This is a genomic window from Rhodanobacter sp. ANJX3 (assembly GCF_014200755.1).
GTDB lineage: Bacteria > Pseudomonadota > Gammaproteobacteria > Xanthomonadales > Rhodanobacteraceae > Rhodanobacter.
Window position 1 is genome coordinate 354,261 of sequence record NZ_JACHCM010000001.1, and the last position, 12,986, is coordinate 367,246.

A 12,986-nucleotide genomic window follows, 5' to 3' on the forward strand; every position below is an offset into this window, starting at 1 on the left:
GACTTCCTGGATGGGAATATGTGAGTAATTCAGTGGAGCTTGACGGGGGGCGCCGTGATTCGGCGGAGACGATCAGCCAGTGCGAGGACAGCGGTCCGGCCCCAGCCGATCAGTGCACCGCGGTGCATCAGCTGGAGCGCTGAGTAGAGGACCTTGGGAGTCAGCCCGCGGAAGGTGATGGGGCTGCGTGCTGCGCGGGGTAATTCGCCAGCGGCAGGCGCGGTCCCGAGCGAAACCAAGGAACCCATCGGCCGATAAACGAAAGGGCGTGATGCGATCTTTGCCGGTGGCGCTGCCAGCTGCTTGGCAAGATAGTCAGCTTGCTGATGCGCGACCTGCGCCGTCGCCGGCAACGGGCGTTGCGTAGACGGATCGAGGGTCAGGGCGCAGTCACCTAGAGCGTAGATATCGTTAACGCCCTGGCAGCGCAGGTGGTCATCGCAGACCAATCGTCGCGATCGGTCGACGGTAATTCCTTCGAGAGTCGCGGCTAGTGGCCGGCCGATGATGCCGGAAGCCCATACCTTCATCACGCACGGAACGAACTCGCCACCCTTGAGGAAGAGCCCTTCCGCGGTAATCCGCTCCACGCCGGCGTTTAAATGGACCCGTACACCAAACCGCTTGAGCGCGGTCATGGCGTACGCAGATGTCGATGGGTCGCTGTTAGCAAGCACTCGTGGCGCCATGTCCACCAGCGTGATGTCGAGCTGCTCGGCAGGCATCAATCCACCGAAGCGATGCATGGCGCTTACGGCATGGTGGAGTTCCGCGGCCAGCTCAACACCCGTGGCACCCGCACCGACGATGCCAATGCTCAGGCGTTCAAGCGCGCCGTCCGAGACCCGGACCGCTTGTTCCAAGAGGTGACGTTGAAAGGCGAGCGCCTGGTCACCACTGTCCAGCATGTGGCAGTACTCAGCCACGCCTTCGATGCCGAAGTCGTTGACCTGCGAACCGAATGCCAACACCAACTGGTCGTACTGGAGGTCGCGCGGACCCAAGAGATCGCCGCCCTGGGAGTCCTTGACGGCAGCCAGAGAGATGGTTTTAGCAAAAGGGGCGAGACCGACTAGGGCGCCCAGGCGAAATTGAAAATGGTTCGCCCGCCCAAGCGCCAGATAAGAGGTTTCGTCTTCACCGGCCCCGAGAAGGCCGGCGGCCACTTCGTGCAAGCGCGGCTTCCAGAGGTGATGGGTTGCGCAGTCAACCAGTGTCACGTTCATGGTTGAGCGGCCGAACCGTCGGCCCAGCGCCGCCGCCAGTTCGGCGCCGCCAGCGCCCCCGCCAACAATGACGATGTTCTTCGTACTGGCGGGTATCTGGCTCATGCCGGGCTCTGGACTTGAGCCAATCCATTGATGACAGCCACTTCCTTGTCGTCGCGGACTTCCGATAAAGCGTAGAAGGACGAGGTCCCGTAGGTAGTCGCGAGCTGTTTGGCGAGCAGCGCCTTGGTGGCGTCGTCAAAGCTGGCCTTTCCTAGATGCTTCCACGCGAGCTCCATCGGTGGGCCAAGGTGCTCAATGAAGTGGGAAAGGCCGCCCGGTCCCCCACCAAGGTGGAACGACAGGAAAGGACCCGATGTCGCCCAGCGGATTCCAAGGGAACTGGTAACCACGTCGTCGAGCTGGTCCAAGCTGACCACGCCTTCGGCGACGAGAAAAACGGATTCCTGGAAGATTGCCGCTTGCAGCCGGTTCGCTACGAACCCGGGAATCTCCTTCCTGATCTCCAGTGCAATCTTGCCTACACCTCTGTAGAAAGCGAGTGCCTTCGCCGTGATCTCCGGGTCCGTCTTCGGTGTCGGGACGACCTCTACCAGCGGCATCAGGTGAGGCGGATTGAAGGGGTGGCCGATCAGTAGTCGTGACTGGTCAACCATCTGAGTGAACTGCGCCGAAGCGGGGATAGTCGAGCTCGATGAAAAAAGCAGTGCGTGCTTAGGTGCGGCTGCTTCGATGGTCTTCCACAGCGCCTGCTTGAACTCGACCTTTTCTGGTGCGCACTCCTGGACGATGTCCGCCTTAACGACTGCCTTGGCATTGTCCTTTTCAAAGGAGAGGTTTGCCTCGACATCGGTTGCCTTGTAACCAAGCGCTTTGAGCGCAGGCAGGGCCGCGGTTATCAGGGCCTCAGCCTTTGATTCAATCTCTGGGTCGGGATCACTGATTATCACCTTGAGTCCGTTGACTAGAAACAGCGCAGCCCAGGAAGCGCCGATCACGCCGCCACCTATGACAACAGCTGTCTTTCCAGCGTAGGAATTTATCGAACTGAGGGTATGCATGATTCGTCTCCACGATGGTGCGGGGGGATGGAGCTCTGATCCCGAGCGAGGGCGTCACTGACAAGGCTATCGGTGAGCGCGATGCTGACGCATCCCCAAAACGAGGGGCTACCTGGACACACTCGCAGGACATGCTCAATCTTTCTCAACACGCGAATCGGCTGAAATCCGCGACGAGGATCTAGTTCAACGTGGTAGTTGCATCGGGATCCAAGTTCGCTTGGTCCGGATTGAGTTGGCCACTATCTGTTCGCTCCGGATAAAAAGATGCCGAGGTTTTGTGGCATCTAGTCTCCGATGATCAGATCGGTCACGAAATGATCGGATCGGCCATGTTCATGATTGGATCAGCTAAACCGTTGATAGGAGAAGCCACCTGACTACCTGTCCGGCACACAGCTCGGGAATCGCACGCGACTTTAAAAATAGGGACGTCGGCCACACTGGTTTACAGGATTTCCGCAGCGATAACTTCGTCCTACGGTCGGTACGGGTGAGACAATAGTCACAATTCGCTAAAGCCACGCTGGGAAGGTGATTATGGCCAAGTTATCGAAGGTGGCAGAGTGCATGGCTTCGCATCTAGGACACATTGCCGCTGGCATGGCGCGCATACTTCAAGGCAAGATCGCGCAAACTTCTCGGGCCTTAAATTCTCGGCATTTATTCGAGCTCCCTTAGGGCGATGCGCGCGGGCGGGGCACAGTGAGAGACGTTCACTCAAGAGATCAAGCTCGATGACACGATGGATCGATAACCCTGAAATAAATCCCACCTGGGCTGTAGTTCATGCCCATGAAAACGCTAGGCGCTTGGAGGCGGGTGTTTCCCCTTCGATCCAGGCTGACGAAAAAGTAATGCCAGAGACGATTGCTGCTACGGCGGGCACACCAATAGAGCAGTTGCAAATACTTCACCAAAGAATAGCGCCGATTTATAAGGCGATCGGCCCGTTCACGGCTTGCCGGCGGGCCTGCAGTTCGTGTTGCTACTACAAAGTCGATGTATACCCCTTGGAAGCCGAACTCATCGCTCAATCGCTCGATCTGCCGTTGCCGTCGCTACCGGCGAGCCATCAGCCTGGGCACGGAAGACGCTGCCCCTTCCTCACCAAAAAAGCCACGTGCGGAATCTACGCCGTGAGGCCTATGGTGTGCCGACAGCATGTGATGCTTACAGAAACCAACTATTGGTGTTTGGCGGCACGGGCCCATCAAGTCAAGCTACCTTTAATGCGCTTGACGGGCATCGATGAAGCATTTGTCGAGATCGTCAAACGGGATGGCCGCAGCCAGCCGAGCCAGATACGCGACCTTCGTGATTACTTTCCGACTTCCCCTGTCACGAGTAGCGCAGGCGAATCCCTCTCACCTTGAGTGGCGCGGCGATTTGGAAGGGTTATCGGGGGTGGGGCATACGCTCTCTACGGCCTTTGGTGGGTGCTCTGTTGGGTGTGTTCGCGAGGTCAGTCAGACCTCTGCTGGCCCGCCTGGCGGCATGCGCATCGTCATTGAATCGGAACGGCCAGGCACGGCTCCGGTGCCGTCGGTGTCCCTTACCAAAGCACTGATGAGGCGATCACCTGTGGTCACCTCACCCAGCCATTCAAGCCGTTCTTGATGAAACGTAAACGCCGACTCAATAGAAGTTATGCCTAGTTGGGATATTCGTCGCAGGGTGCGTCAAGGCAGAATATAGTGGGTCGAAAGGGATCCATCTATCCCAACCCTGGCCCGCGGGCGAACCCTACCAGGGGCCTATACTCAGGCACCGCGGAACTCATCAACACCACCAAGCACCAGCACTATCTGCCCCAGGTGGAGCAGCGATTGAATGCGGCCAACCCTGGGGCGGCGCGTGACCGACAGCGGATTTATTCGTTCAAGTTGGTGGACCGCGAGCAACGGACCTTGCAGTTGGAAAACCCAAAGGGCCGTTTGATTTCCGAGAACTCGGCTATCCGTGATCTTTTCAGTTTCGATGTGGCACCGGACAACGGCTTGAGGGCCAACTTTGAAACGCTGTTCGGCCGATACGAAGGCGTTGTCAAAGCCACCACAGTGCGAGTGTTGGATCGCCTGAAGGCAGACGGCGCCGCTTGGGCGAACGGAAGGGATTTCAAAGAGGTGGATCCTTCGTTTCATCAGGATTTGAAGATGCTGTTCACCGCGAAGATCTTGAACTTCGCCCGAAACCCCTATTGCGTCGAAAAGGTTCTGAACACATTTGGTGTGCTCGCCAACTATGAGCCGACGTGCCCTCAGAAACGCGCTTACTTCGAGCGCATCCTCAACGGACGACGGCCCCATCAGCAATGGCTCTGTCAGGAACTGGGCATCACCGATCAAAACTATGTGGACTGGTTGAAAGCGCTCTTCATGCTGTTTGTCGAACGTGACAAGGGCGAGGGCGACGAAAACAGCATTCTCGCTGGCATGATGACCAGTCTCTTTGAAGGGCCGCAGGGTGCGGTGGGCGTCATGATCTGCACCTATGCCGATCCCGTGTGCTTGGTCTCGGATCGCGCATTCAGCACCAGCGTCCGAGAAAATGGGAAAGACGGATTTGATTTCAATCTGACGTCGCACGCCTTCATTCGCTACGTGTTCGGCCGGTTGGACGCCTTGGTGCCACATGCACCATCGTGGGTCGTGCAGGGCTATCACCGGCCACCCAACGAGCTGTTTTTTCACCACCGATCGGACGACATGACCCAGCTGGGTGGCTACAACAGAAATGTGATCTATCAGTGTGCCCAGCGTGTTTACTCGGCCATGAAGGTGCCGGTGATCCCACCCATGGATTGACCGATCGTTTTGGAACGCCGTGGGAAGTGAATGCCGCTCAAATCGCTGTCTAGATCGGCCGCCTTCCAACGAAGACGTATTTCGATTGGACGCTGTCGGCGTCCGGAGGATTGACTTAGGGGCGTCGTGATTCGGCGCGCGGGTGTCGGGTGAACAGTGCGCAAGCAACGTGCGAGTTCACGGTGGATGGTTTCGTCGGTCGTGAAGAGGAAGTCGTTACCATGACCCAAACCAAAGGTGACACAGATGAGTCAGCGGTTGCAGCCCTTTCCGATGGAAGAGAGAACGATGCGTTGTCCCTTGGCGCAGCGAGGCGTTTGCCTTGTTTACCAGCAGCACCGCGTCAACGGGATCAGCTCGGCAAGGTCTGGGATCAGCCGTGACGTCGAGTGCGGCGACGAACTCTCCTGTGCCCACGCGGGGGCGCCAGCGTGTCCCGCCCAACAATGCTGAGGGGGCGTTGACCTCGAGGCACCGTGATGCCAGGCCCACCCGGCTTTTCGTTTCTACCGCGGGAGGGCGCCGGCGCGTCAGGGTGTCGAGTCGGCGACCTTGGGGGCATCCGGTGTGGGCGTCGCAACGTCTTGGGATGCAGCCGCGTCACGTTGGATGTGCGGTTCCCCAGGTTCGAAAATCTCGGGGCCCTTTTCTGTTTACGGGGGGGCTCGCCCGGATTTGGCTGAAGGGACATCGGCACTTCTGCGAAAAACTTGACGATGAGCGAGAGCGATGGCTTCGACGGCGGCGCGCTTGTCTACGCGGGGGCCTTTTGCGTGAGGTTCAGCGTGATGCCTCCGCGCAAATCATCGCCGCTGAGCCGCCATGCAATGTCTCGCAAAGAGCCCACTTGGAGGGTATGGGGTCTCGTTCCCCTGGTCTCGGCGTTGAACGCAAACCGATATTCGCTTTGAAAGTCGAATTCTTTGCGCTTTCGCAGCAGCGCCTCTTTCGGAGTGAACTCACCACTGAACATTTCGGGATCGTAATACTCAACCAATCCGGCGGTGCCCCAATGCCGGTTCCCTTTGATGGTGGCGGCGACCCGATCAATGAAGGGACCTGCCTGGACCAGCACGACGTGTTCTCCGAACTTGGCAAGGTCCATCGGCACGCGCAGCGACCCGCCGATCACATCGCTTCCGTCCTTCACCACATCCACCAGGTGGTCGCTGTGCGCCGCGTAAAGACAGAAGAGGTGGACGTCGTTGAGAACCGTAGCTTCGACCTGGAACGGCGCGGCAAGTTGGTTTATGTCGAAACTCGTGGTGTCATCGATCGTCACCGTGAGTTTGATGTCCCCCGGTTGTCGCCACGTGACGACGCCCTCGAAGGGGTCGCCACGCGTTTGGCCTTGTGGATCTTCGATGCCCTTGAAGTAGGACAATCGATTGCACCAGAGCTTTCCATCTAAAAAGGCGTCGGCATGCGCCCCGTCGGTGAACACCTTGATCAAGAAGAAGATAGCGCGGCGGCCAGGCTCTTTTGAGTCAAGGGCAGCTTCATCGCGTTCGACACTCATTGTTGCACTCATGTTTGGTCGGGATGGCCCGGGAGTCTAATGGGCGGCGCACCCCCACTAAAGGTTCGACAAGGCCCCCGCCACGGATTCAGGGGCATTCCGTCGTATGGGGGCAGCGGCCCTTTCAGCACTGCGCTTGGGCTCAACTCCCCACGCCATGACGCCGGAGGCGCTGGTCCACGATGGCGCGAAGTTCTGCATACCGTCCAAAGAGCGGCAGCAGGGCCAGCCGAAACATCAGCCAACAGGCATAGCGGGCGTCGGCCGAGTAAGGCGTGCCGTCGTTCATCGTTCCATGCGCGACCGCGTGCCGGAGGCCAGGGCCCGATCGCGCCAGGAAAACCCGGTCAATATCATCCACGATCGCCTGTCCGAAGATGGTGTTGAGCGTGTCGCGGAGCGTGTCGCGGAGCGTGTCGAACAACTGGGTGATCGACATGTCTTCCTGCGTGCCTGCCTCTTGGTCGTGACGGACGACATCCACTCCGTGCCCTTTGAGCACGTAGATCAGCGACGCCTCCAGCAGGGGGGTGAGCACCGACAAGGCCACCGCCATGTTCCCGTGTAGGAATGCCGTCAAGCCCTTGGCGTAGGTGCGCGTGAGATCGGTCGGCACGAAAGGGCTCTCCCGGCACAGCAGGAGGAGATCATCTTCGACGATGGGATAGTGCATCGACAGGTTTTGGATGACAACTTTAATTCGACCTTCGACGATGAGGCTGCGGTTGAGCGACTCGGTTTGGCTGATCCGATGTTCAAGGGCATCGGGTAACGCTTGCCCGGGTAGCGCCCCCGATGCGCGAAACCGCACGTGCCCATCGCTGTCGTGTTGCTGGACGTCGAGCATCGCGGACAACGGGTTTTGGGCGATGAGCCGCCGCGCGTCTTCTGCCAATTCGTCCGGATCCGGAGAATGAGCCAGATCGGCCAACAGAAACAGCCCGTCAAACAGCGAGAGGCCTTCCGCTTCGGCGGCCGTCGCTTCGATGATGTCGGAGAGATCGATGGGTTCTTCAAATTGCCCCATCTCATCGTCAATGGCTTCCTGCTTGCGGATGAGCTCAATGCGAAGGTCCCGCTTGCGCTCCTTGGCCTTCAGCGACCGCAGTCCCCTAAGCAGGTCAATCGCCTGCTGCAACCAATGCGATGCATGGAGCGCATGGGCAATGGCTTCGGCATGAGCAGCCAGGATGCTGCTGGCCTGCATGAGGCAGCGTTCGTTGCCCTCAACGCTCTTGGCTTGCCGCCACGCGTTGGCCGCCAACACAAACGTGTCGCTCTGAACATGTGGATCGCGTTCGGTCCATCCCTCCGCCAGCTTTTCGAGGCGTGTGGCGCAGGCTTCGGAGTTCCCGAGTTCGAAATCGTAAGCCAGGGTCAGCATGGCCAAGAGACCATCGCGTTGCTCAGTCGCTTCGAAGTAATCCGCCACTTCGAGGACAAAGGTGGTGATCGCCGTCAACTCAGGTTCGTTCGGCCGCAGCTGCATGCAGATCTGCAATCCGCGTCGCAAAGCGTCCCGCATGGTGAGGGCTTGGGCGCCGGGAAACTCGGCGTCCATGGCGTTGACCAGCGTTCCATCGCGCAGGCCCTGGGCAATAGCCAGGTAGGCCACCGCCGCGCCGTGGCCCCCTTGCACGCGCTTTCGTTCGAGGAACCAGGCGACATCAAGGAGTCGTGCTCGGATCGCTGGGTGGGTTGCGCGTTGTCCGAGGCGTTCCAGGACTGCGACGCTCTCGCCTTGCCAATCGGCAGGAATGGCCGTTCGACCATCCCCCATCTGCATGTTGGGACCATAAGGGGCTTTCGGCAGATGGAGTTGCTCAAGCATTTGCAGGGCGGATGAAAGCAAAGCCAGCACGCGCACCCGAGGCACTTGGGTTGCATCGTTTTCCAACGCAGCGCGTTCGTGCGCATACTGCAAGCCGATGGCGTGCGCGGCCGCTTCCCGGATCGCCACCGCGGGAACGGCAAAGTCGAAGGCTTCGGCATCTTCGATCGTGGCTTGCGCCCATGGGATCAGGCGTTCGGTCATGCAGGAAGCTCCCGAAAGAAACATGTCGTCATGGATGGAGGGGAGGTGCTCAATGACGTCCCAAATCGCGTCCAGCCGCCGGCCCGGTGTTCGTACAACTCAGATTTGATTAATGACGGTAGCACTGCCGAAGGACGTGAGGAGCAAGCTCAGTCGTGTCGCTTTGCTCTTGGGGATCGCCATCACCAACAACTGCTGAGCTCTTGAGGCGGCGACGTAAATCTTGCGTGCGTCCTCTCCGGCCTCAGCACCACCCGCACCCTCCAGATGGGCCAAGATATCGCCTGCCTTTTTGATCGTGAGGACAACGCAGACGGCAGGGAACTCCATCCCTTTCGCTGAATGAATGGTGCGTGCCGGATGGAAATCCACTGGCGGGCTCGCCAATGCTGCGCCTAACTTGGCGTGCGACCTCAGTCTCTGCCCAATCGTTCCGGTGCCGATGAATCCAGGACCCAAGAGGTCGCGGGCGATGGTGAGCCATCCACCAGCATCCATTCCATCCGCAAACCGCAGAGCAGCAGCAATTTCGATGATTTCGGGCCTCCAGCGACCATCATCGAGGGCATTGGTCGCGACATATTCATGATATTCACCGAGCGACCCGATCTTATCTTGGATGAGTAGAACTGCACGATGGAGGCCAACGAGCGTCTCACGCCGATTTCCCAGGCCAAAGGAAAAATAAAAATCGGTCACGGCCCTGGCGAGGACCAGCGTCATGTGCTCGGTCTCCTCAAGTGATGGATGCCCAATCGCTTTGGCGGCGGTTACCAGCCTGGAGGCCAGAACAGGTGCATCTGCAGACAAAATCTCGAGCGATTTGGTGATTTCGTTGAATCTCTTGCCAACCGCGTCGGGCACGGCTGTTCCGCCGTATGCCAGGATATAAACCGGAGTTAGGTCGCCCTTATGTCGTCCAAGCGCTTGATCGGGACTGGCTCGAGAAGCCGGCGGACGCAAAGCGACAATCGCCGAACAGATTGCCGGCGTTGATCGAAAGTTCCCACTCATCGGCAATCGGTCGCGGGCATCAAAGCGCGCACCGAATTTGTTGAGCTCGTCGGTGACGCCTCCCCGGAACTGATAGATCGACTGATTGGGATCGCAGATCACTTTGACGGTCAGACCAGAATCCCGCAGCCATTGAACGATCTCGAGGTCTTCAGGGTTGCAATCCTGAGCCTCGTCAACCACTACCTCTCGGAAGCGTGCCGCGAGAGCCGTTCCCAATCGACTTGCGAATGCCTTATCACCAAGTCGCACGCGGACGCACTGGCGCACGTCATCGAAGTCCACATGCCCTTTGGTGAGTGCCGCGGTCAGTACCTTGAGCGCGTGCGCTTCATGGCGCGAAACGTCGCGATCGGCGGGATATCCTAGCTCCGCTGCAACCTGCCGGTTCACTTTTCCGGTCTGGCGATCAAATGCACGAAGAGGTAGCGGCTGCATTTTTGGATGCGGTTGAATCTGCCATTCCCGCTTGTCCGGAATGAGGCGCGGAGCGACCTCACAACCTTCCATGCCGAACGGCGCGACGAAAAACTGCCAGAGGAATCGGTCGAACGTGCCAATGAAGCTCGGAAATAGCGGTGTCGGGAGGATGTTGAAGCTACGCAGACGGCTTTCAAGCTCATCAACTGCAGCGTTCGTGAAGGACAAGAAGGCTACGCCACGCCGATCGTCGTCATCGGTCATGAGTTGTCGGGCACGCTCGACCATCGTTCGTGTTTTCCCGGCGCCTGGACAAGCCGTTACGAACGCCGGGCCCTCATGCGCGACAATGGCTTCTTGTTCAGGCGTCGGCGAATAGGCGTCGGTCATGCCACAACCAACTGTTCGATGGCGGTCGCGATATAGGTTGGGACCGTGAACTCCTCGCCGTCCTCGATCAAGCGAGCGAGGATCTGCGCGAAGTCTCCTTTTCGCGCTTTCTTGAAAATCGCATGCACAGCCTTGGCGCGCTCATCGCCCTCGAGCTTTATTGCATTGCGCCATTTCTTTTTTGATCGTGGATGGAGTTCGAGATATGACTTCTCAAGGATCTCCACGTTTCCTGCTTCGATGAGCTCCGACTCGAGTGAATACGTACTGGTGATAGCGGCGAAATAGTCGCTCGCCCCCAATTTTCCAACGAGCTTCTCCAGTGACGACTTACGCTGCTCGCCGGGAATGAGCGATTCTTCGACTTCATTCGCCTCCTCCCCGACGTCTTCAGCGCCTGCTTTGGATGATCCCCTCGGATCCGCTGGCGTTGCGGCTGGCATGCTGGTCGAGGCGGGCGCAGCATCATCCGCGAAGTCGCCTTCCTCGTCTTCGCCCTCTAATTTGAGCCCCTTATCGCCATCGGTCATCACAACGACACGATCAGCGATACGCACACCATTTAGCTCCGTAAGCAGGAGAGTCACATAGGGTGCGAAATCGACTCCATCGATCGGCAAAAAGACAGCCGAACGAAACAACCTGAGCTTTTCGGGATGATTCTTGAGCGTATGGTGCTTTGCGATGGCAGGCAAAAGGAGGGCCTCCGCAATACCTTCCACCAAAAGCGCACGTCCTCCAAACAGCAGTGCCGCCTTCGTCACATCGAGGTAACGGTCGACCTTTCGTCGATCAAGAGGCGTAAGCGGCATGTTTGCGAGCGGCAAACATCGGGTTGCACGCCGGGGAACCGTGGCCGAGACGGTGGCTGCCACCGATCCGGCGCCAGCCTCGCCGCTGGTCATTTTCGAGTCCAATACACTCTCTATGATGCTGGCATCGAGCGATGCCGGCTCGTCCTGCGCGCGCTTCAATCCATTCGCCGACGAGATCACCGACTTGAACACCACCAATCGATCACTACTCACCCACGCGGAAAGGTGTGGCGAATGCGTGGCCACGACCACTTGCAGCTCACCCGCCGGCGCATGATCTGCGGGTGGGTTCAAGCGTGAGCGTTCTGCCTGATCCCGGAGGAAGGAAAGAACAGCCGCCTGAAGCTGTGGATGAAGATGGGCTTCAGGCTCTTCGACGAGGAATAGGGTCAGATCCGCTGTTCGAACTTTTTCGAGTTCGACTGCTATGGTGGCCATGAACAGCAGGTTCGCATACCCGTGACCCGAATAGCGCAAATCCTCTGGAGCGACGCCGTGATCTGCGAGCTTGAAGCGGAGATCACGGGCGATATCGATTAACGATTCGTCAGAGGCAAACCCGAGCGATGCTGTCTGACGCCGCACGCCGCCGGTCAGTGCCGACAATCCCTTCTTCACGGCCAAGTCGACCTTCGTCAGGACGTCATGTCCTCGCGTGCGACCAAGATCCTTAGCAAGATCTGCTGCGCTTGTCCCCTCGAGAAAGTGATTGAGGAGCGCCATGATTCGGGTCGGATTGCCCGAGGCGAGCGCGCGCTTGGCGTCACGTAGCGTAGGCAGGTAAACATGCCGGATCATTTCATGGCAATCGGGCTCTGGGGCGTTGCCTTCCCTCCCGGCCCATAAGTGCGGCCTTGCGCCGCTGTAACCGCCATCAAATCGAAGGCCGAAGCAGACCCTAGCCAAGCTCTCATCGGTAGCGGCCGAAATCAGTCGCCCCTGTTGCCCGGCAGAGAGATCCGCGAAGTGGGCTTCTAGCTCGAATTGGCTGGCGCCGCACTGGAAACGAACATCGGTCGTTTCACAATAGATTTCTCGACGGCCACTCAATGGCCTCGTCAACAATCGAATGGCATCGATCGCGTTGCTCTTGCCGCCATTATTCTCACCGACCAGGACAGTTAGATCCTTCTGCAATTCAAACTGTGAAGCATCGAACGATCGGAAATTCTCTAATTTAACGCGCTGAAGATACATGGATACCCCCTTCCTTGGCTTGGTAGCATAGACGACGGAACGGGCATCAGCGATAGTCCACAATGTTCCGGATCGGCATCAATTCTCTTTCGGAGATTGCGCCGAAAAAGCTCATTTCCTTATCCAATGACTCATCGCCACATTGAGATCTTCAAGGCAAACGCAATGCTGCCCAGCCTGACAGACGCATTTGAAATCATCGCAAGCGCCGTGGTTCCCGCCGCAAAGGAAAAATCCGCGGGCGCCGCGGTCGCGGCAGCCGAACGATGCGGTTTAGTCGAACTCGGAGATGGCAAGCCGTCCCAGCACACGATTTGGGAGCGGCAAGATGGTGACGAGACCTTGCGCTTCGAATGGCGTTGGTACGATCAATCCAAAACCTTCTCCATCCAGCCTGACATGAACATCCTCACCGTTACGTTGTTCCTGGCCGCCAATGTCGTGCGCAACGTCGAGCATCGTTACGAAGATTAGCCGTACTGGAAGGGCCGCCGCCCTG

The 12,986-nt window shown here is 58.5% G+C and carries 9 protein-coding genes; 3 read left to right on the forward strand and 6 right to left on the reverse strand.

Annotated features, from left to right (window positions below; translation table 11 throughout):
• Positions 1-29: 29 nt before the first annotated feature.
• Positions 30-1,331 (reverse strand): NAD(P)/FAD-dependent oxidoreductase, encoded by a 1,302-nt coding sequence (locus HDE76_RS01390; protein ID WP_184504958.1) that lies wholly within the window; start codon positions 1,329-1,331, stop codon positions 30-32.
• Complete coding sequence (locus tag HDE76_RS01395; RefSeq protein ID WP_184504960.1) at positions 1,328-2,290, reverse strand: 3-hydroxyacyl-CoA dehydrogenase NAD-binding domain-containing protein; 963 nt, start codon at positions 2,288-2,290, stop codon at positions 1,328-1,330. The genes HDE76_RS01390 and HDE76_RS01395 overlap by 4 nt, the downstream gene beginning before the upstream one ends.
• Positions 2,291-3,027: 737 nt before the next feature.
• Here HDE76_RS01395 and HDE76_RS01400 point away from each other — a divergent pair.
• Together HDE76_RS01400 and HDE76_RS01405 are read left to right on the forward strand one after the other, a co-directional pair.
• A complete protein-coding gene (locus HDE76_RS01400) occupies positions 3,028-3,666 on the forward strand; it encodes a YkgJ family cysteine cluster protein (RefSeq protein ID WP_184504962.1) in 639 nt (212 codons plus the stop codon).
• A gap of 453 nt (positions 3,667-4,119) precedes the next feature.
• A complete protein-coding gene (locus HDE76_RS01405) occupies positions 4,120-5,097 on the forward strand; it encodes a hypothetical protein (protein ID WP_184504964.1) in 978 nt (325 codons plus the stop codon).
• Positions 5,098-5,851: 754 nt separating this feature from the next.
• On the opposite strand, the gene HDE76_RS01410 is transcribed toward HDE76_RS01405, so the two are convergent.
• From HDE76_RS01410 to HDE76_RS01425, 4 genes are all read right to left on the reverse strand, one after another.
• A complete protein-coding gene (locus HDE76_RS01410; RefSeq protein ID WP_184504966.1) occupies positions 5,852-6,616 on the reverse strand; it encodes a hypothetical protein in 765 nt (254 codons plus the stop codon).
• A 142-nt stretch (positions 6,617-6,758) separates the two neighbouring features.
• Positions 6,759-8,651 (reverse strand): hypothetical protein, encoded by a 1,893-nt coding sequence (locus HDE76_RS01415; RefSeq protein WP_184504968.1) that lies wholly within the window; start codon positions 8,649-8,651, stop codon positions 6,759-6,761.
• A 99-nt stretch (positions 8,652-8,750) separates the two neighbouring features.
• Entirely contained in the window at positions 8,751-10,475 is a 1,725-nt protein-coding gene (locus HDE76_RS01420) for a UvrD-helicase domain-containing protein (RefSeq protein ID WP_184504970.1), read from the reverse strand.
• Positions 10,472-12,487: an AAA family ATPase gene (locus tag HDE76_RS01425; RefSeq protein WP_184504973.1), complete on the reverse strand. Its 2,016-nt coding sequence runs from the start codon at positions 12,485-12,487 to the stop codon at positions 10,472-10,474. Before HDE76_RS01425 ends, HDE76_RS01420 begins: the two co-directional genes overlap by 4 nt.
• A 165-nt stretch (positions 12,488-12,652) precedes the next feature.
• On the opposite strand from HDE76_RS01425, the gene HDE76_RS01430 reads away from it, so the two are divergent.
• Positions 12,653-12,961: a hypothetical protein gene (locus HDE76_RS01430; protein ID WP_184504976.1), complete on the forward strand. Its 309-nt coding sequence runs from the start codon at positions 12,653-12,655 to the stop codon at positions 12,959-12,961.
• Positions 12,962-12,986: the final 25 nt, after the last annotated feature.